The organism is Neorhizobium galegae (assembly GCF_017877135.1).
GTDB lineage: Bacteria > Pseudomonadota > Alphaproteobacteria > Rhizobiales > Rhizobiaceae > Neorhizobium > Neorhizobium galegae_A.
Genome location: NZ_JAGIPH010000003.1, coordinates 244,133 through 263,247, shown reverse-complemented (window position 1 = coordinate 263,247; position 19,115 = coordinate 244,133). Strand labels below are relative to the sequence as shown.

Sequence of the window (19,115 nt, the reverse complement as noted above, 5' to 3'; positions counted from 1 at the left end):
GCCCCGATGCATCGCGCCGGGGCCTTTTTCTTTGGGATGAGAAAGCTTTAGGCGATGATTTCATCGCGAAGATGGTGCCAGCTATCGCGATCGCTTGCCACCAGCAGCCCGCCTTTCAGGTCCGTCGGACGATAGGCGCTGCCATCGAATTTTGCCGCATGGGCGCCCGCTTCCTGCGCAATCAGCGTGCCGGCCAGATGATCCCACGGCATCAGCTTGTTGTAGAGGGCAAAATCCACATGCCCGCCGACAAGCGTGCGGTATTCCTGCGCGGCGCAGCGATAGCAGGCAAACATCCTGACCTTGGCGAGATTGGAGAGGATTTTCCGGCGCTCCTCGCCGAAGAAGAAGCCGGTGGAGGCAAAGCCGATCATCGCTTCGATCGGCTTTGGTGCGGCAGCGGAGAGGCGGATTGCCTCGCCGTCAGGCCGCCGCAGGAAAGCGCCCGCCCCCTTTTCCGCCAGAACCCAGTCATCGCCCATCGGATCGTAGATGATGCCGGCAATCGTCTCGCCCTTGTGGACGACCGAGGCCATCACGCCGAAGGCGGGAACGCCCGAGGCGAAGTTGAACGTGCCGTCAACCGGATCGACGATGATGGCAAGCGGCGCATCGGCAAGGCGCGGCAGGAGCGCCGGATCGGCGGCCACCGATTCCTCGCCGACGAAGAGCGCATCGGGAGCGAGCGTCTGAAGCTCGGCGCGGATCATCCGTTCCGCCTCGACATCGGCTTCCGTCACAAGGTCGCTTGCCTCGCTCTTGGCGCGAATATCCTCGGCATTGAGGCGGCGAAACCGCGGCAGGATTTCGGCCTTAGCGGCGCGACGCAACACGTCGGCAAGCGCCATCACATCAATCGACATCAGCAACCTCAATCTTTGACACGGGGGAAAGGGCGGAAAAATCAAACAGGGCGGGATCGAGCAGATGCGAGGGATTGACGTGGGACAGCGCGTGCAGCATGCGGTCCTTGCGCCCCGGCATCTGCGTTTCCATCGTCGTCAGCATCGCCTTCATCGCATTGCGCTGCAGCCCATCCTGGGAGCCGCAGAGATCGCAAGGAATGATCGGGAACTGCAGGGCGCTTGAAAACTTTTCGAGATCCTCTTCGGCGCAATAGGCCAGTGGCCGCAGCACCATCAGGTCGCCGTCATCATTGAGAAGCTTTGCCGGCATTGCGGCGAGCCGCCCTCCATGAAAGAGGTTCATGAAGAAGGTTTCGAGAATATCGTCGCGGTGGTGGCCGAGGACCAGCGCCTCGCAGCCTTCCTCGCGCGCAACGCGGTAGAGATTGCCGCGTCTCAGCCGCGAACAGAGCGAGCAATAGGTGGCGCCCTGCGGCACCTTTTCCTTCACCACGGAATAGGTGTCGCGATATTCGATGCGATGGGCGACGCCGATCGAGGTGAGATAATCCGGCAGCACATGTTTGGGAAAATTCGGCTGGCCCTGATCGAGATTGCAGGCCACAAGCTCCACCGGCAACAGGCCGCGCCATTTCAGATCCATCAGCAGCGCCAGCAGCGAATAGGAATCTTTTCCGCCGGAGAGCCCGATCAGCCAGCGCTTCTGGCCGTTCAGCATGCTAAAATCATCGAGCGCCTGGCGAACCTGACGCAGCAGGCGCTTGCGCAGTTTGTTGAACGCCGTCGTCTGCGGCGCGTGCGCATAGATCCCGTTCAGGAAGCCGTCTGCCTGCGGCAGGACGTCCTCGCTCTCGTCGATTGCCGCTGAAAGCGTCACGTCCGTCTCCCGTCCGATTGCCGCACTGCCTCAGCCGAAGCGGCATTGCATAAGTTGTCGGTGTGGCGCGCCATAGAGGGCGGCTCGGCGCCACATAGTCGCTGACCTGCCAAAGCCCGGCGCGCCCTCAAAACCGACCAGAAGCCCAACCGCAGTTTCTTGCCGTCCATTCGCGGCGAAAAATACCACAACGACACCGGTCAAAAACCCGCGCGCAAGAATTTTGACGCGCGCGGGAAAACAGGACGGTTAGCCGGCCAGCGTCTGCGCCACTGCGGCAATGGCCGCATCGGCCTTTTCGCCGTCGGGACCGCCGGCCTGGGCCATGTCGGCGCGTCCACCGCCGCCCTTGCCGCCGAGCGCCACGGAGGCGATGCGCACCAGCTCGACGGCGCTGAAGCGCTCCGTCAGGTCGGCCGTCACGCCCACCACGGCGCTGGCCTTGTTGTCGGCGCCAACACCAATGAGCAGCACGACGCCCGAGCCAAGCCCGGTCTTTGCCTCATCGACCAGCCCCTTCAGATCCTTGGCATCTATGCCGGCCAGCCTCTTGCCGAGGAATTTGAAGCCGCCAAGATCCTGGACCTCATCGGCGGAGGCACCCTGCGCGCCGCCCATGGCGAGCTTGCGGCGTGCGTCCGCCAGTTCCTTTTCGAGCTTCTTGCGCTCGTCCAGCAGGCTTTCGACGCGCGAGACGACCTCGCCCGGCTGAACCTTGAGCGCGCTTGCCAGTGCCTTCACCCGTTCGTCCTGCTCGGCAAGATAGGCGCGCGCGCCTTCGGCGGTCACCGCTTCGAGGCGGCGCACGCCGGAGCCGACTGCACTTTCGCCCAGAATGCGCACCAGCCCAATATCGCCGGTCTTTGCCACATGCGTGCCACCGCAGAGTTCAACCGAATAAGGCTTGCCGGCCTTCTGGCCCTCGATGCCGGTGCCCATGGCGACGACGCGGACCTCATCGCCGTATTTTTCGCCAAACAGCGCCATGGCGCCCTCGGCAATCGCATCGTCGACGCTCATCAGGCGCGTCGTCACTGGCGCATTCTGCAGGATGATGGCATTGGCCATATCTTCGACCGTCTGCAACTCCTCGGCCGACATCGGCTTCGGATGCGACACGTCGAAACGCAGCCGGTCCGGCGAAACGAGCGAACCCTTCTGCGCGACATGGGTACCGAGCACTTCGCGCAGCGCCTCGTGCAGCAGATGCGTTGCCGAATGGTTGGCACGCAGTTTCGAGCGACGGGCGTGATCGACGGTCAGGACGACCGGCTCGCCAGCCTTCAGTGCGCCTTCGGCGACGATGGCGGAATGGACGAACAGGCCCTCGCCTTTCTTCTGCGTATCGGTGACGGTAAGCTTTGCGCCGTCCGTCGAGATGACGCCGGTATCGCCCATCTGGCCGCCCGATTCGCCATAGAACGGCGTCTGGTTGACGACGATCTGCACGGTGTCTCCGGCCTCTGCCCGCTCGATGACGGCGCCGTCGCGCACGATCGCCTGCACGACGCCTTCGGCGGTTTCGGTGTCATAGCCCAGGAATTCGGTCGCGCCGTGCTTTTCCTTGAGCTCGAACCAGACGGATTCGGTGGCCTTGTCGCCGGAGCCGGACCAGCTGGCGCGGGCTTCGGCCTTCTGGCGCTGCATGGCATCGTTGAAGCCGGTGAGATCCACGCCGATGCCACGGGCGCGCAGTGCATCCTGCGTGAGGTCGAGCGGGAAACCATAGGTGTCATAGAGCTTGAAGGCCGTTTCGCCATCCAGGCTGTCGCCCTTGTCGAGGTCGGACGTTGCATCGGACAGGAGCGTCAGGCCGCGCGCGAGTGTCGCGCGGAAGCGGGTTTCCTCGAGCTTCAGCGTCTCGGAAATCAGGCTTTCGGCGCGCAGCAGTTCCGGATAGGCGCGGCTCATCTCGCCAACCAGTGCCGGAAGCAGCGTCCACATCAGCGGTTCGCGCGCACCGAGCAGCTGCATGTGGCGCATGGCGCGACGCATGATGCGGCGCAGGACATAGCCACGGCCTTCGTTAGACGGAAGCACGCCATCGGCAATCAGGAACGCGGAGGAGCGCAGGTGATCGGCGATCACGCGGAAGCTTGCCGCCACATCGCCTTCCGCCTTCACGCCGACCACCTCTTCGGTCGCAGCAATCAGCGTGCGGAAGAGGTCCGTGTCGAAGACGCTGTGGACGCCCTGCAGGATGCAGGCCATGCGCTCGAGGCCCATGCCGGTATCGATCGACGGGCGCGGCAGCGGCGACCGCTCGCCGGGCGCCGACTGGTCGAACTGCATGAAGACGAGATTCCAGAATTCCAGGAACCGGTCGCCATCCTCTTCCGGGGAACCGGGAGGACCGCCCCAGACGCTCTCGCCCTGGTCGATGAAGATTTCCGAGCACGGACCGCAGGGCCCGGTATCGCCCATCTGCCAGAAATTGTCGGAGGTCGGGATGCGGATGATCTTGTCGTCGGAAAAACCGGCGATCTTCTTCCACAGGGCGGCTGCCTCGTCGTCTTCGGCATAGACCGTCACCAGCAGCCGGTCCTTGGGCAGATCAAAGCCCTTGGTCACCAGGTTCCAGGCCAGTTCGATGGCGTTTTCCTTAAAATAGTCGCCGAAGGAAAAGTTGCCGAGCATTTCAAAGAAGGTCAGGTGGCGGGCGGTATAGCCGACATTGTCGAGGTCGTTGTGCTTGCCGCCGGCGCGCACGCATTTCTGCGAGGTGGTGGCCGTCGAGTAGGGACGGCTTTCAAGACCGGTAAAGACGTTCTTGAACTGCACCATGCCGGCATTGGTGAACATCAGCGTTGGGTCGTTGCGCGGCACGAGCGGGCTCGAGGAGACCACCTCGTGACCGTTCTTGCGAAAATAGTCGAGGAAGGTCGACCGGATCTCATTCACGCCACTCATGCCATGCCCTTCTAAGCCGCCCCAGCAGCCTTTCCGCTAAAAAATCCATTGGCTTTTATCGTCGGAACGGAACCCTGTCCAGCACGACGAAAAACGGCCGTGCATCTTTGCCACATGCACGGCCGCCATCCAGTTATCAATCGTCAGGCCATGCGCCCCTTCAGGGGCTCAGGCGTCCGGCTCCGTGTCACCGTCATCGGCTTCCGGGCCGCCGTTCTGCAGGAAGCGGTCGGCAATCAGGCCGGCGTTCTGGCGCAGCGACATCTCGATCTCGCGGGCCAGTTCCGGATTATCGCGCAGGAAGCTCTTGGCGTTTTCACGCCCCTGGCCAAGGCGCTGGCTGTTGTAGGAGAACCAGGCGCCCGACTTTTCGACAATGCCGGCCTTGACGCCGAGATCGACCAGCTCGCCGGTCTTCGATACGCCTTCGCCATACATGATGTCGAATTCCACCTGCTTGAAGGGCGGCGCCATCTTGTTCTTGACCACTTTCACGCGGGTCTGGTTGCCCACGACCTCTTCGCGCTCCTTCACCGCGCCGATGCGGCGGATGTCGAGACGCACGGAGGCGTAGAATTTCAGCGCGTTGCCGCCTGTCGTGGTTTCCGGCGAGCCGAACATCACGCCGATCTTCATGCGGATCTGGTTGATGAAGATGACCATGCAGTTGGACCGCGAAATGGAGGCGGTGAGCTTGCGCAGCGCCTGGCTCATCAGGCGGGCCTGAAGACCCGGCAGGCTGTCGCCCATCTCGCCTTCGATTTCGGCGCGCGGCGTCAAGGCCGCAACCGAATCGACGACCAGGACGTCGACGGCGCCCGAGCGCACCAGCGTATCGGTGATTTCCAGCGCCTGCTCACCTGTGTCCGGCTGTGAGATCAGGAGGTTCTGCAGGTCAACGCCCAGCTTGCGGGCATAGACCGGGTCGAGCGCATGTTCGGCATCGACAAAGGCGCAGATGCCGCCCTTCTTCTGCGCTTCTGCAATCGTCTGCAGCGCAAGCGTCGTCTTGCCCGAGCTTTCCGGCCCATAGATCTCTACGATACGCCCCTTCGGCAGGCCGCCGATGCCGAGCGCGATATCGAGGCTCAGAGAGCCCGTCGACACGGTTTCAATCTCGACCACGCTCTCGTTTGCGCCAAGCTTCATGATCGAGCCTTTCCCGAAGGAACGTTCGATCTGCGACAGTGCCGCTTCCAGCGCCTTGCTCTTGTCCACTGTTTTATCCTCTACGAGCCGCAATGAATTCTGTGCCATCCGATCCACCTTTAGGTTAAAGCAGCCGCGCTCGCAATGAAGCAGCTCTTGATCGGTATGTACACTTTTTGTTCTCACATTGCAAGAGGGATCATCCTCTTGTTAATGCACCGTAATCCGGTGCGTGTTCTTTTTGTGTTCCGTGCGCCTAAAAACTCGCCTGCGGAACCGCCTCAGGCCGGTTATCGGGCGATCAATCCTCCCGGTCGAGCATCTCGCGCACGGCCACAGCAAGCTGCTTCAGCGAGAAGGGCTTTGGCAGGAAACCGAACTTGGCGTCGGCCGGAAGGTTTCTCGCAAAGGCATCCTCCGCATAGCCCGACACGAAGATGAACTTGAGGTCGGGATAGGTCTTGCGCAGTTCCCGTAGGAGCGAGGGGCCATCCATTTCGGGCATGACGACGTCGGACACGACGATATCCACCTTGCCGCCCAGTTCCTCCATGATGTCGAGTGCCTCGGTTCCGGAGCCCGCCTCATGCACGGTGTAGCCACGCGTTTCGAGCATGCGCTTGCCGCCGCGGCGCACGGCCTCCTCGTCTTCGACGAGAAGCACGACGGCGGAATTGCCGGTGAGATCGACATCGTCGGCAGCGGCCTTGGCAGAGGTTGCCGCTTCGACGCGGGCAGCAGCCGGCGCCTCGGCCGGCGCGGGGCCTGTCCGTTCCGCCACGGGTTCCGGAATATGGCGCGGCAGGAAGACGCGGAAGGTCGTGCCCTTGCCCAGCTCCGATTCGGGATAGATGTAGCCGCCGGACTGCTTGACGATGCCATAGACCATGGAGAGGCCAAGCCCCGTGCCCTTGCCCACTTCCTTCGTCGTGAAGAAGGGTTCGAAGATCTTGTCCATGATGTCCGGCGCAATGCCCGTGCCGTTGTCGGATACTTCCACCATGACGAAATCGTCAGACGGCAGGCGCGCGCTCGGGAAAACGGCGGCTTCGGCGGCCGTCACGTTGCGGGTGCGGATGCGGATCTGCCCGCCCTGCGGCATGGCATCGCGCGCATTGACGCAGAGGTTGATCAGCACCTGCTCGAACTGCGAGAGATCCGTGCGCACCGGCCAGAGATCGCGGCCGTAATCCACGTCCAGCTTCACGTTGGTTCCGGAAATCAACCGGTCCACCAGCATTCGCAGGTCGCCCACCACGTCGGTGAGGTTCAGCACCGCCGGCCGCATGGTCTGCTTGCGCGAGAAGGCCAGCAGCTGGCGCACCAGAACCGCGGCGCGGTTGGCATTGCGCTTGATTTCCATGAGGTCGGCAAAGCTTGCGTCGGAGGGCCGCGCCTGCAGCAGAAGGTGGTCGGACGAGAGTAGGATCGCCGTCAGAACATTGTTGAAGTCGTGGGCAATACCGCCGGCAAGCGTTCCCACCGCATTCATCTTCTGCGTCTGCGCCATCTGGGTCTCGAGCGCCTTCTGCTCGGTCGTCTCCACGGCATAGACGATGGCCACTTCTTCCGGCGCCTCGTCGCTTTCGTCGATCACGGCATTGACGTAGAAGCGCACATGGCGCGTCTCGTCGCCGGGATAGCGGCAATCGATCGGGGCGATATCGCCCTGGCGATCCTTGGCATCGGCAAGCGCGCGCTCCAGTTCGGTGCGCGCACTTTCATGCACGATCACGTCGAGCTTTGCCCCGGCCTCCACGTCATCGCGTGACACCACGCCGGCAAAGAGGCGCAGGAACGGCGCATTGATGCGCAGGATCTTGCCGTCGCCGTCGATGGAGGCGATCGCCATCGGCGTATTGTTGAAGAAGCGGGTAAAGCGCATGGCGGACGCCGACTGGTCGCCGCCCTCGCCCTTGGAGCGGGCCAGCACGATAGTGCGGCTTTCGCCCGGCGCACCGTCGCGCATGGACGATACGCTGTGCACGAGGCGCACCGGCAGGCTCTGGCCATTGCTGCGGCGCAGATCGAGATCCAGCGTTTCCGTGCGCTTCTGACCGGGCCCTGCCTGCACGGACTGGATAAGCGCCATGCCCTCGCCCGCCACCATGTCGGAGATCGCCATGGAGCCGGGCACGAATTTTGTAAGATCAAGGCCCAGCCATTCGGCAAGCGTGGCGTTGAGGTAAAACACCTCGCCCTTCTTGCCGGCGGAGAAGAAGCCGGCGGGGGCGTGGTCGAGATAGTCGATGGCGTTCTGCAACTCGCGGAAAAACCGTTCCTGCTCCTCGCGTTCGGAGGTGATGTCGGCGATCTGCCAGACATCGAGCGGGATCGGCAAAAGCGGCGAGACGAGGATGCGGGCCTTCAGCCGATACCAGTGGGCCCCGGAGCCGTTCGCCGTGCCGCGTCCGAGCGGTTTTAGCAGGCGAAACTCCTCATGCCCCTCTCGCCCGTCGCGCAGTGCAGCAGTCAGCCTGTAAAGCGCTTCGGTCGCCTCGCGATTTTTAGACAGAAGCGCTTCCAGCGATTGCGCATTGCTCGCCTTGGTGGCCCCAGTCAGCTTGCCATAGGCGGCATTGGCATAAAGAATGCGGCCGCGCTCGTCGGTGATCAGAATGCCATCGGCATGGCCTGCCAGATAGCTGGCGGCAAATTCGTCGGAGCGGGATTTCGGCATCACCTCGACGAGACCGATCATCGAGGAGACGATGAAAAAGATCCCGACCATGGCCAGCACGCCGAGCACGCCCAGCACGATCTCGTTGTCCATGGCTTCCTTGAAGACGACGAAGGCGATGGCGACGCCCACCAGAACCAGTGCCAGCAGCAGGAGCCTGAGCACAGTTCCGCCGCGCGTTCCCCGGTCTACCAAAGGCGCGTCATAACTGCCGATCGGTCGCGACTTCGTCATTCCACCTCGCATTTCGACCGGTTACTGAACACTCGCGGCCATGGAATCGGTCCATTCCTCTTCCATAGCAACTTGCGGACCCTGCAAAAAGCGCCCGGCACCAGAAACCCGTTGACGACATTCATATTCCTATTGCCGATTACCCGCATCCGTCCATATCTGCCATAATGGACGACGCAAGGCAGTGCGTGCGGCCGATGGCCGGCACACCTTGTTTCAGCCCGCATGCTTGCCGCGGGCTTGCCGGCTGGCTAGCGTGCGACCAAACGACAGGCGTCGAAGCGCGTTGGCAGATCCGGCCAAAGCCGGACCAGCAGAGACGAAAGCGCGAAGGAGCAGCAGAGACATGGAATTGATGAGCGGTGTAAATCCCTACAACCTCATGCTTGCCGTGGCAGCCGTCGGCCTTGGCCTTGTCCTGCTGGTGGTCGTGCTGTGGCTCCTGCGCCGGCGCAGCGGCCCGTCGCCCTTCCTGCGCGGCGGCAAGAATCGCCAGCCGCGCCTGCAGGTGCTGGATGCGGCAGCTGTCGATGCGCGCCGCCGTATCGTGCTCGTGCGCCGCGACGACGTGGAACATCTGGTGATGATCGGCGGGCCGACAGATGTGGTGATCGAAAGCGGCATCCGCCCGCTTGCCGAACAGCAGGCGCTGCGCGCCCCGCAGGCGCTCGATGAGCCTTCGGACCCGCGGCTGGAGGCCACTTCCCGCCAGCCGATGATTGCCGCCCCGCCGCGCCAGCTTGCAAGCCAGCGCGCAGAACCTGCACCGCAAAGCGCTGCAACGGCGCGACCGGAACCGGCAAAACCTCAAGAGGAGGTGCGCGCCGCACCCCGCGCGCTCAACACGGGTGTAGCGAGTGAAGCGCAGGCGGACCGCGCGGAGAGAGTGAGCGATCGCGACCGCGCGCGTGCCGCGCCCTCCGCCAAAGCCGCTTCGGAACCGGCCGTGCCCGTGATGGCGACTGCCGGCGTTGCGGCCGCAGCCTCGCCTGCAAGCGCACCTGTCGCCGGCGGCACTGCACCTGCCGGTCTCGATGCGGCAAGCGATGCCCTGGACGCTGCCCGTCGCCGCGTGTTTCAGCCGACGCCGGAGAGGGAGCCGGTTCTCGCGCCCGAACCGGCCCGTCCGCCATCTGCGGCTGCCGCAAATCCCCAGCCCTTGTCCGCCCCATCGGTACCGGCCAGCACTGCGGCAAAGCCCGTTCCACCGGCGTCTCCAGCCGAACGGCCGCTCGGCAGCGCCTTTGACCGAATTCTGGAAGAGGAAATGGCCAATGGCCTGGCCGCCGGTCCGGATGATCGCGCCAACCCGCCCGCCCCCGGAACGCCGCCGATGACGGCTAGGCGCGATCCGGCCATGGCGCGCGTGACAGGTGCGACGCCGGACCCCTCGCTGCAAACCGAGATCGCCCGCATTTTTGGCGAAATGTCCGTCACGCGCGACAACCGATAGGCCCCATTCGGCCAAAAAACGGCTTGGATGTTTGACGTGCGCTGATCAGTCCGGCGTCAGCGCCGCAGACACGCTCTCGGACGCCACACCACAAGAGACAAAAAAAGAGGCACGCAAAAAATGCGTGCCTGGAAATCGAAGTCCCTGATACCCCAAAGGGGCAGGATGTCTCACTCGTCGCGATAAACCTTTTCGCGGCGCTCGTGACGTTCCTGTGCCTCAATGGACAGCGTGGCGATCGGCCTTGCGTCGAGGCGCTTCAAGCCGATCGGCTCGCCGGTCTCTTCACAGTAACCATAGGTGCCGTCATCGATCCGCTGCAGAGCCGCATCGATCTTGGAGATCAGCTTTCTCTGGCGGTCGCGAGCACGAAGCTCGATGGCACGGTCGGTTTCTGACGAGGCTCGGTCTGCAAGATCGGGATGATTGGCGCTTTCTTCAGCAAGGTGGCCGAGCGTTTCCCGCGCTTCACGGAGGATATCATTTTTCCAGGCAATGAGCTTGGCTCGGAAGTATGCCTTTTGATTGGCATTCATGAATTCGTCTTCTTCCGAGAGGACGTAGCTGCTAAGGTCGATCTTCTCACTCAACGCGATTCTCCTGAAGAACAGCTCTCACGCCGGGTCTATACTCCATTCCTCTATGCTGATTCAAGCCTTGTGGTCGCGCATAAGGCATTTTTAAAATTGACACAAAATTCGGCTAAATGGCTATTTCTTATGCGTTTTTGAGAAGAGTGCCAGAAGCTGGCGCCAGCCGGGTCACGGGCTGGCGCGTCCGCTGTGCCGTGCGACGGAACAGTTGACGCCGCCGCGCATGGCAGGATACTCGATCATCTTGAGCAACGATCCGATGGTCCCCAGCCGGCCCATCCGATCCCCAGCGCGGACTGCCCATGATCATTGTTTCACCACCGCCCTCCCGGATTTACCTGATGCGCCATGCCCGTTCCGGCTGGCCGGAGCCGGGCGGACGCGATTTCGATCGCACGCTGGACGACCATGGCTATGCGGAGGCCGAACTGGTCGCCTCGCTTGCTGCCGACAAGCGCTACCGGCCGGATCTCCTGATCTCCTCGACGGCCGTGCGATGCCAGGAAACGGCCGATGCCATGCACCGGGCCTTCGGCGGTGAGATCGACCTGGTGATGATCGACGAGCTCTATAACGGCCCGCTGGATACCTATCTGTCGGTGCTCTCGGCCCAGACGGAGCAGCAGTCGGTGATGCTGATCGGCCATAATCCCACCATGGAGGAATTGCTGGAGGCGATGATCGGCCCGGACCGCGCCAGCGCCGTCATTCCAAGCGGCTATCCGACGGCCGGCCTTGCCGTGCTCGATCATGGCGGGCCGGTCACAGCCCTTGCCGGCAGCTGGTCGCTGCGCGATTTCCTGACGGCCTGAAGGCTCGGGTTTCCCGCAGGAACGGCTGCCCGCGGCGCGCCTATGGGCAGCGCCGCGAGCCAAGCATCCCCTTTATACGCGGGCCGGGATGCCTATATGCGAAACACGAAGCATCAACGGGTTCCTGCCTTGGCCACATCCCTCACCTCTTTTCGCGACGACGCGCTGATTGCGCTGGACAATCTTGCCGACCGGGCAAGCGGCCTCGTTCATCCGACAGTCCGGCTTGGCGTCACCGGCCTGTCGCGGGCAGGCAAGACGGTGTTCATTTCCTCGCTCGTGCACAATCTGCTGCATGGCGGTCGCCTGCCGCTTTTTGAGGCGGCCCGCTCCGGCAGATTGTCATCGGTGCGTCTGGAGCCACAGCCGGACGATGCCATTCCGCGCTTCCAGTACGAGGATCACATCCAGGCGCTGGTGCGCGAGCGCGTCTGGCCCGATTCGACCCGTGCCATTTCCGAACTGCGCCTAACGCTGCAGTTCCAGAGCGCGTCCGGCTGGGGCCGTTTCTTTTCCGCCGGAAAACTGTCGATCGACCTCGTCGATTATCCCGGTGAGTGGCTTCTCGACCTGCCGCTGCTCGGCCAGGATTACCGCACGTTTTCCAACAAGACCGTGGAGCTGGCACGTGGCGGCATTCGTCACGAACTGGCGAAGGACTGGATGGCGCTGGCTGAAAGCGTCGATCCGGCAGCGCCCGCCGACGAGATGACGGCGCGGCGTCTGGCGGAGGCCTTTGCAGCCTACCTCAAGGCCTGCAAGTCCGACGAACGCTCGCTGTCGACGCTTCCCCCCGGCCGTTTCCTGATGCCGGGCGATCTCGATGGCTCGCCGGCGCTCACCTTTACGCCGCTTCCCAACCTCGGTGAAACCCGCTTCGAGAAGGGCACGCTCGGCGCCATGATGGAGCGCCGTTTCGAGGCCTATAAGTCCGTGGTGGTGAAACCGTTCTTCCGCGAACACTTTGCCCGTCTCGACCGGCAGATCGTGCTCATCGACGCGCTGCAGGCGCTGAACCGCGGACCCGAAGCCGTGCAGGATCTGGAACGGGCGCTGTCGGATGTGCTGGCCTGCTTCCGGCCCGGCAGCAATTCCCTTCTGTCGTCACTGCTCGGACGGCGGATCGACAAGGTGCTGGTCGCCGCCACCAAGGCCGATCACCTGCATCACGAAAGCCATGACCGGCTGGAGGCCCTGACGCGTCGGCTGGTCGACCGGGCGGTCGAGCGCATCGGCATGGCAGGTGCCGGCATCGACGTGATGGCCATCGCCTCGGTGCGCGCCACCCGCGAGGCGACCGTGCGTCAGGATGGCGAGTCGTTGCCGGTGATCACCGGAACCCCGATGGCCGGCGAGAAAATCAATGGCGAGATTTTTGACGGCAATCGCAAAACCGCGATCTTTCCCGGTGACTTGCCGGTCAAACCGGATTCGTTTTTCAAGGAACCTCCGGCAAGTCCTGAAGAGGGCGCGCCGCCGCCGATCAATATCGTGCGGTTTCGCCCGCCCTCCGTCGAGGAAAACACGGGCGGCATCCAGCTGTCCGTGCCGCATATCCGTCTCGATCGCGCCCTGCAGTTCCTGATCGGAGACAGGCTTGCATGAGAAGAGACCGGCAAGCCGCTGATTGTGTGAATAAAGCCGCAAGGAACCGCCGATGAGCGACCCATTGCACCCCGTCCCGCCGCGGCGCCCCGGCGCCTTCGTTCTGCCGGAAGACAGGCCACAGACGCCCCGCGCGCCGCGCAGTTTCGACGACGGGTTTACCGTAACGCCCGACGAGGAGGATCCGTTCGTGACGCCGCAGGCGCTCGATGCGGTGGCACTCGAGGTCGCGGTGCCACGCAAGCGCCGATTCTCCTGGGGCAAGCTTGCGCTTGGCGCGCTTGGCACCTTCCTGTCGCTCGCCTTCTGGCTCTGGGCCGATCAGGTGGTGCGCGATCTGTTTTCGCGGGCCGATTGGTTGGGCTATACGGCCGTTGCGGTGCTTGCCGTGGCCGTGCTGGCGCTTGCCGTCGTCGTGGGGCGAGAAATCTTTGGCCTCATGCGGCTTTCGGCGGTGCAATCCCTGAAAGCGCAGGCGCAGGAGGCACTGAAGGCGCCGGGCGCCAAGGCTGCCCGCGCGCTGGTGGCGCGGCTGGAAACGGTGCTGTCCCACCGGGCGGAAACCGCGCGGGGACGCGCTGCGCTGAAGGCAACGGAAGACGATATCATCGACGGGCCGCAATTGATCGAGTTTGCCGAGCGCGAGCTTTTGGGACCGCTCGATATCCGCGCCCGCGCACTGATCCTCGGCGCCTCCAAGCGGACATCGGTGGTCACCGCCATCAGCCCGCGCGCGGTAGTGGATCTCGCCTATGTCCTCTTCGAGGTCACCCGCCTAGTGCGCGCCATGGCCGAGCTTTACGGCGGACGTCCGGGCACAATCGGCCTGCTGCGCCTGTTGCGTGACGTCGTTGCGCACCTTGCCGTCACCGGATCGATTGCCGTCGGCGACGGTATTGCCCAGCAGGTGCTGGGGCATGGGCTTGCGGCAAAACTGTCGAGCCGGCTTGGCGAAGGCGTCATCAACGGGCTGCTCACGGCGCGAATCGGCATCGCCGCCATGGATCTTTGCCGACCCCTGCCTTTCAGCGCGCTGAAGCGTCCCGGCATCGGCGATTTCCTCTCCGATATCACCGCGACCGGCAATCGCTCCTGAACAGGCCGGCGGAAGGCTGGCCGGCACACACCGCAGCCTGCCCGCAAATACCTTAAATAAACCGCTCGTTAACCATTCGCGATATAAAATCACCTTGTTCAGGACGCTGCTCGCCCAAGGAAAGTTTTATGGTCTCGCGCATCTCTTCCCTCAAAGGTGGGTTTTTTGCCGCCATCTCCGTCGCCCTTCTGGCGACGATGAATACGGCCGCCGCGGGCCCGCGCGACAAGGCCTTCTTCGAAAGTGCCGCCGGCGCCTGGAAAGGTCCGGGTGAAATCGTTGCTGGCAAGTACAAGGGCACCAAGTTCACCTGCAATCTGACGGGCGAGCCTTCCACCGACAGCGATGCCGGCTTGAAACTCGACGGCATCTGCCGCGTCGGCGTCTTCAAGCAGCCGATGTCGGCGGTCATCTCCCAGACGGGCGGCAGCTATACCGGCAAGTTTCTCGATGGTGCCGATGGCAAGGGTCTCGACATCGTGTCCGGCGCCATCAATGGCGACAAGATCGTGCTTGGCATCAACCGCGCCAAGCTGAACGGCGCCATGGTTGCCCGCATGCAGGACAGCAATTCGATGAACATCACCATTTCGGTGAAGGTGGAAGAAACCATGGTGCCGGTGATCGGCCTATCGCTGACGCGCGACATGGATCAATTGGCCGTCGGCTCTATCGAATAATAGCCACACACCAGAACGCTGCGCGCGGAAAAAATGCGCTCAGCGCCACCAGTCTGAACTGTCGTCCGCCACCTCTATTCCCGTCGCATCGGAGAGTGCCGCCCAGGCGGCAACGGTCTTGCCGGCAACCGTCATGGTCGCCGCAATCTCGGACAGCGGCAGGAGAACGAAGGCGCGTTCCACCATGCGGGGATGCGGCACGTCCAGCCCCTCCACATGGATCTCCCGGTCACCGTAAGTCAGCACGTCGATATCGATGGTGCGCGGCCCCCAGCGCTCGATGCGCACCCGCTTCATCCCCCGCTCGATCGACAGACAGAGATCAAGCAGCGCTTCCGGCGCAAGCTGCGTTTCGATGAGCGCACAGCTATTGAAAAAGTCCGCCTGATCGGTCTTGCCCCAGGGCGGCGTGCGGTAGAGGCGGGACACCGCCCGCACGCGGCAATCCTGTCTCGCATCGAACTCGCGAAGAGCATTTGCCATGTTCTGGCGCGGATGGCCGAGATTGCCACCAAGGCCGATGGCTGAAAGCACAGGCGATTCTGTGTCAGGGGCGATGCTCAACACGCACCTCCACATGATCGAGAATGCCGACGATCGGAACGCTCGGCTTGCGAACGGTAATGGCAACCCGCCGGATCATCGGGAATGTGTCGCAGAGTGCGAGCGCCACGTCATGAGCGAGCGCTTCGATCAGGGCGCGGCGTGTCGTGGTCACCACCTTTTCGATCACCTCGAAGGCATGGCCGTAATGCATGGTGGCGCTCAGATCGTCGTCGCTGAGGGCCCGTCCTGCCGGCAGCTCGAACTCGGCATCGACGAAGAAACGCTGTCCGAGAACGGCCTCCTCCTGCAAGGCGCCGTGGCGCGCATAAAAGGCGCAGTTCTTCAGGGTGATGGTATAAACACTCACACGTCTGTCTCCCGTCGCGCGGCAAGCACCGCATCTGCGATGCGCAGGGCATCCCGGTTGGTTGCCACGTCATGCACGCGAAAAATCGAAGCCCCGGCGAGCCGCAGGAGCGCCGTGGTCGCGGCGGTGCCAACATCACGATCGCTTGGCTGTTCACGCCCGGTGGCGCTGCCGATGAACCGCTTGCGCGAGGTGCCGATGAGGAACGGGAATCGCAGCGCCTGCAATTCCTCAAAGCGGGCCATCAGCGCAAAATCTTCCGTACGGTTCTTGGCAAAGCCGAAGCCTGGATCGAGCACGATGGTTTCGCGCGCGATGCCGGCCTCTTCGGCCGTCTTCAGCGCGTTTTCAAAGAACCACAGCTGGTCCTCCACCACGTCGGCGCGCTTGTCTTCCTCGCGCCCGCGCCCGGTATGCATCATCACGAGACCGGCGCCGGTATCGGCCACCACCTTCGTCATCTGCGCATCATGCCGCAGCCCGTAGACGTCGTTGACGATATGGGCACCGGCAGCGATAGCAAGGCGCGCCGTCTCGGCACGATAAGTGTCGATGGAGATCAGCGCATCGGTCTGGCCCGAGAGCGCTTCGATGACGGGAAGCACGCGCGCCTGCTCCTCGGCCGGTTCGACCGGCTCGGCCCCCGGACGGGTCGATTCGCCACCGATGTCGAGAAGAGAGGCGCCGGCCTCGACGCAGGCGAGCGCATGGCGCACCGCCGCCTCTACCGACAGATGCCGGCCGCCATCGGAAAACGAATCGGGCGTGACATTGATGATGGCCATCAGGTGGCCCTGCGTGCCAAGTGTCAGCGAACGCCCGCCGCCAACCTGCCAGATGGTGTTGCCGCCCGATGTCACGTGAAAGCCAATCCCGTCGCTTGCGAATAATTTCGCAAAGCATCTGTTGCGATGCAAAGGCCTATGCCCCAAGCTCTCTCCAAACTCAATGACACAGGCACCAGAATGTCTTCAATGCGCCATCGCACCCTGTCTCTGAAGGCATGCCTGGTCTTTCTCGTCGTTCCCGTCATGCCAAGCGATGCGGCGCAGATCACCAAGACCTATTCGTATTTCTCCATCAGCGGCCGCACCGCCGAAGATCTCGATGCCGAACTGTCGCGGCGCGGGCCCTTGACCGGGGCGACCGGCTTTCGCCACCCCGGTGCCACGGAGATCAAGTTCGGCGGCGATATAACCTATCACGAAAGCGAGGGACGCTGTTCGATCGGCGATGTCAACGTCACGCTGTCGACCCGCATCACCCTGCCCCGCTGGAAGAACCGCCAGCGCTCCGATCCCTCGCTCGCATTGATCTGGGACACGCTGTCGGCCGATATCAAGCGGCACGAGGAGCGCCACGCGGAAATCGCCCGCCAGCATGCCCGCACCCTGGAGCAGGCGCTGCGCGCGCTACCGTCTCAGCGAAGCTGCGCAGTGCTGGAAAGGCAGGTCGGCGACACCAGCCGGCGTGAGATCGACGCCCATGACGCAGAGCAGCTGCGATTCGACATGGTCGAGGCGAAGAATTTCGAGGCGCGCATGATGCGCCTTCTCAAGCACCGCACCGGTGCAACAGAGTAAGCTCTTCAAACATCAAGACGATTTTCCGCCGGAAACAGGCTGGCGCCGTTCGATCCGTCCTGACCCGCGTCCGGGCCGGCCTCGAGGCTTGCGTGGGGCTTGCGCAACCTGTGGTGAATAACTGGTTATTTCTTCCAGTATCGTATGTGCCGGAAACCTTATATAGTCAAAATCACTGAGGGGGCTGGACGATACGAGGTTCCCTGAAGTTCGGTCACCGTTGTCGCTGGCGTGGCGGCGCATCCGACAACGGTGACCGCCCCTCGGACCGGCCCGGCGCCTGGCGCCACCGATGCAGTGACAGGCGCATATCGCATGCATGCCAGCACAGGCTGGAAGCTGAATAGACTGGCCTTTGAAATTTCGATGTTTTTCCGGTGTTCTCCTGGCGTATCGACAAGCTGTAAGCGGTCCCTCCCTCGCTCGACAGTGATGCGCCCGCCTTCGCCTCGCTCGCAGCTCTTGCGCGAGCGGGGCGTCTTTTTTCGTTTCGTCCCAGAGGCTATGGCGCCTGGTCAGCCCTGACGCGCGTTCAGCCCTGGCGCTCGGGCACATTGACCACCAGCCCGTCGAGCGCGTCGGTGATCTTGATCTGACAGGAAAGTCTGGACGTGGGGCGCACGTCGAAGGCGAAATCGAGCATGTCCTCTTCCATGGGTGCCGGGCCGCCGACGGCTGCCGTCCAGGCATCATCGACATAGACATGACAGGTGGCACAGGCACAGGCGCCGCCACATTCGGCATCGATGCCGGGGACGGAATTGCGGACGGCATTTTCCATCACGGTGGAGCCGGGCTCCGCATTGATGTCGAAGCGCGTTCCGTCGAAGGCGACGATGGTGAGTTGCGTCATGGCGGGTCCTTGCAAACTGAACTCAAAAACGGCGTTGTCTTCCGACAAATCGCCGCATCAGTCAACGTTTTGACCCGTTTTAACAGACACCTTCGCCGGCGCGGAGCCGAATGAGCGCAGGAGATGGTGTGCCCACCCTGCCCGCTTCTGTTGCCCGGTCCTGTTAACGCGACAGTTTCAGGATGAAGTTTTCCGCCTCGATCACGGTTGCGGCAACGCCGACGCGGGCGGCGGCATTGTCCGGATCGGTCTCCACGGCAAACGCTGCCGCAGCCACCGCAAACGCGCCCACCGCATTGGCGGCGCTGCGCAGCCGGTGGGCTGCGGCAACCACCTCTTCATTCGCCCCGCCCGCCATTTCCTGAAGTGCTGCCCGCGCCTGACGGGCAAACAGATGCAGCACTTCCGCTTCCAGCTCCTTGTCGCCCATCGTCTGCACCGCAAGATGGGCGAAGTCGATCGGACGGGATTCGCTGGAGTGGCTGTTGTTTCCGTTATCGGGCATGTCGAAAGCAATACTGACCGCGGTCATGAACCGGTCCATCCTCTGTTGCCATATGGAACAGACGGGCCTTTGCTGCAAGCGCGCAGCACCAGGCAGTCGGCTCCCTGTCTTGCAGGATGCGTCTCAGCCGGGGTCGTGTCCCCGAGCCGTGCATCCGGTCCCCGACCCTGCCGGGGACAGTTCGCTATCCGGTTAAATTCCGGCGCATTCGCGGCGAATTTTCTTCCCGTATGGTTAATTTCCCGTAAGCCACACGAAAGCAAGAGAAAACTCGTTAAATTGCCGTTTAAAATCTGTTAACAAAGG

The 19,115-nt window shown here is 63.0% G+C and carries 17 protein-coding genes; 6 read left to right on the top strand and 11 right to left on the bottom strand.

Annotated features, from left to right (window positions below; translation table 11 throughout):
• Positions 1-47: 47 nt before the first annotated feature.
• The 5 genes from J2858_RS11455 to cckA form a co-directional block, all read right to left on the bottom strand.
• Complete coding sequence (locus J2858_RS11455; RefSeq protein WP_432443341.1) at positions 48-863, bottom strand: inositol monophosphatase family protein; 816 nt, start codon at positions 861-863, stop codon at positions 48-50.
• A complete protein-coding gene (gene ttcA / locus J2858_RS11450) occupies positions 853-1,704 on the bottom strand; it encodes a tRNA 2-thiocytidine(32) synthetase TtcA (protein ID WP_245365873.1) in 852 nt (283 codons plus the stop codon). The genes J2858_RS11455 and ttcA overlap by 11 nt, the downstream gene beginning before the upstream one ends.
• A 288-nt stretch (positions 1,705-1,992) precedes the next feature.
• Positions 1,993-4,653 carry an alanine--tRNA ligase gene (alaS, locus tag J2858_RS11445; RefSeq protein ID WP_210104938.1) on the bottom strand — a complete coding sequence of 887 codons (2,661 nt, stop codon included), beginning with the start codon at positions 4,651-4,653 and terminating at the stop codon, positions 1,993-1,995.
• A 168-nt stretch (positions 4,654-4,821) separates the two neighbouring features.
• Positions 4,822-5,910 (bottom strand): recombinase RecA, encoded by a 1,089-nt coding sequence (gene recA, locus J2858_RS11440; RefSeq protein ID WP_210104937.1) that lies wholly within the window; start codon positions 5,908-5,910, stop codon positions 4,822-4,824.
• A 193-nt stretch (positions 5,911-6,103) separates the two neighbouring features.
• Positions 6,104-8,716, bottom strand: coding sequence for a cell cycle histidine kinase CckA (gene cckA / locus J2858_RS11435; protein WP_210104936.1), 2,613 nt, complete (start codon positions 8,714-8,716; stop codon positions 6,104-6,106).
• Positions 8,717-9,062: 346 nt separating this feature from the next.
• Here cckA and J2858_RS11430 point away from each other — a divergent pair, with 346 nt between their 5' ends.
• On the top strand, positions 9,063-10,169 hold the full coding sequence (locus J2858_RS11430) for a flagellar biosynthetic protein FliO (RefSeq protein ID WP_210104935.1): 1,107 nt from the start codon (positions 9,063-9,065) through the stop codon (positions 10,167-10,169).
• A 170-nt stretch (positions 10,170-10,339) separates the two neighbouring features.
• On the opposite strand, the gene dksA is transcribed toward J2858_RS11430, so the two are convergent.
• The gene (gene dksA, locus J2858_RS11425; RefSeq protein WP_210104934.1) at positions 10,340-10,759 is read right to left on the bottom strand and encodes an RNA polymerase-binding protein DksA; all 420 of its coding nucleotides are present in this window, start codon (positions 10,757-10,759) and stop codon (positions 10,340-10,342) included.
• Positions 10,760-11,064: 305 nt separating this feature from the next.
• Between dksA and J2858_RS11420 the strand changes: the two genes are divergently transcribed.
• The 4 genes from J2858_RS11420 (at position 11,065) to J2858_RS11405 (ending at position 14,955) form a co-directional block, all read left to right on the top strand.
• Positions 11,065-11,574, top strand: a complete 510-nt coding sequence (locus J2858_RS11420; protein WP_210104933.1) for a SixA phosphatase family protein — start codon at positions 11,065-11,067, stop codon at positions 11,572-11,574.
• Between the two features lie 129 nt (positions 11,575-11,703).
• Positions 11,704-13,179, top strand: a complete 1,476-nt coding sequence (locus J2858_RS11415; RefSeq protein WP_210104932.1) for a YcjX family protein — start codon at positions 11,704-11,706, stop codon at positions 13,177-13,179.
• Positions 13,180-13,231: 52 nt separating this feature from the next.
• Positions 13,232-14,275, top strand: coding sequence for a YcjF family protein (locus J2858_RS11410; RefSeq protein ID WP_210104931.1), 1,044 nt, complete (start codon positions 13,232-13,234; stop codon positions 14,273-14,275).
• 128 nt (positions 14,276-14,403) lie between these two features.
• Complete coding sequence (locus tag J2858_RS11405; RefSeq protein ID WP_210104930.1) at positions 14,404-14,955, top strand: hypothetical protein; 552 nt, start codon at positions 14,404-14,406, stop codon at positions 14,953-14,955.
• Positions 14,956-14,994: 39 nt separating this feature from the next.
• On the opposite strand, the gene folK is transcribed toward J2858_RS11405, so the two are convergent.
• The 3 genes from folK to folP are packed head-to-tail and all read right to left on the bottom strand — an operon-like array spanning position 14,995 to position 16,728.
• Positions 14,995-15,534 (bottom strand): 2-amino-4-hydroxy-6-hydroxymethyldihydropteridine diphosphokinase, encoded by a 540-nt coding sequence (gene folK, locus J2858_RS11400; protein WP_245365727.1) that lies wholly within the window; start codon positions 15,532-15,534, stop codon positions 14,995-14,997.
• Entirely contained in the window at positions 15,503-15,868 is a 366-nt protein-coding gene (gene folB / locus J2858_RS11395) for a dihydroneopterin aldolase (RefSeq protein ID WP_210104929.1), read from the bottom strand. The genes folK and folB overlap by 32 nt, the downstream gene beginning before the upstream one ends.
• A complete protein-coding gene (gene folP / locus J2858_RS11390) occupies positions 15,865-16,728 on the bottom strand; it encodes a dihydropteroate synthase (protein ID WP_348635480.1) in 864 nt (287 codons plus the stop codon). Before folP ends, folB begins: the two co-directional genes overlap by 4 nt.
• A gap of 114 nt (positions 16,729-16,842) precedes the next feature.
• Here folP and J2858_RS11385 point away from each other — a divergent pair, with 114 nt between their 5' ends.
• Positions 16,843-17,451, top strand: a complete 609-nt coding sequence (locus tag J2858_RS11385) for a DUF922 domain-containing Zn-dependent protease (protein WP_377297968.1) — start codon at positions 16,843-16,845, stop codon at positions 17,449-17,451.
• A 532-nt stretch (positions 17,452-17,983) separates the two neighbouring features.
• Here the strand turns inward: J2858_RS11385 and J2858_RS11380 are convergent.
• On the bottom strand, positions 17,984-18,304 hold the full coding sequence (locus J2858_RS11380; RefSeq protein ID WP_210104927.1) for a 2Fe-2S iron-sulfur cluster-binding protein: 321 nt from the start codon (positions 18,302-18,304) through the stop codon (positions 17,984-17,986).
• 163 nt (positions 18,305-18,467) lie between these two features.
• Positions 18,468-18,836 carry an Hpt domain-containing protein gene (locus J2858_RS11375; RefSeq protein WP_210104926.1) on the bottom strand — a complete coding sequence of 123 codons (369 nt, stop codon included), beginning with the start codon at positions 18,834-18,836 and terminating at the stop codon, positions 18,468-18,470.
• Between the last annotated feature and the right edge of the window lie 279 nt (positions 18,837-19,115).

Excerpts from the sequence above, each read along its gene's own strand:
- J2858_RS11405 (WP_210104930.1), top strand. The coding sequence starts at position 14,404 with ATGGTCTCGCGCATCTCTTCCCTCAAAGGTGGGTTTTTTGCCGCCATC.
- J2858_RS11410 (WP_210104931.1), top strand. The coding sequence starts at position 13,232 with ATGAGCGACCCATTGCACCCCGTCCCGCCGCGGCGCCCCGGCGCCTTC.
- cckA (WP_210104936.1), bottom strand. The coding sequence starts at position 8,716 with ATGACGAAGTCGCGACCGATCGGCAGTTATGACGCGCCTTTGGTAGAC.
- J2858_RS11385 (WP_377297968.1), top strand. The coding sequence starts at position 16,843 with ATGCGCCATCGCACCCTGTCTCTGAAGGCATGCCTGGTCTTTCTCGTC.
- J2858_RS11375 (WP_210104926.1), bottom strand. The coding sequence starts at position 18,836 with ATGACCGCGGTCAGTATTGCTTTCGACATGCCCGATAACGGAAACAAC.
- recA (WP_210104937.1), bottom strand. The coding sequence starts at position 5,910 with ATGGCACAGAATTCATTGCGGCTCGTAGAGGATAAAACAGTGGACAAG.
- J2858_RS11455 (WP_432443341.1), bottom strand. The coding sequence starts at position 863 with ATGTCGATTGATGTGATGGCGCTTGCCGACGTGTTGCGTCGCGCCGCT.
- alaS (WP_210104938.1), bottom strand. The coding sequence starts at position 4,653 with ATGAGTGGCGTGAATGAGATCCGGTCGACCTTCCTCGACTATTTTCGC.
- J2858_RS11420 (WP_210104933.1), top strand. The coding sequence starts at position 11,065 with ATGATCATTGTTTCACCACCGCCCTCCCGGATTTACCTGATGCGCCAT.
- J2858_RS11380 (WP_210104927.1), bottom strand. The coding sequence starts at position 18,304 with ATGACGCAACTCACCATCGTCGCCTTCGACGGAACGCGCTTCGACATC.
- folK (WP_245365727.1), bottom strand. The coding sequence starts at position 15,534 with ATGTGGAGGTGCGTGTTGAGCATCGCCCCTGACACAGAATCGCCTGTG.
- J2858_RS11430 (WP_210104935.1), top strand. The coding sequence starts at position 9,063 with ATGGAATTGATGAGCGGTGTAAATCCCTACAACCTCATGCTTGCCGTG.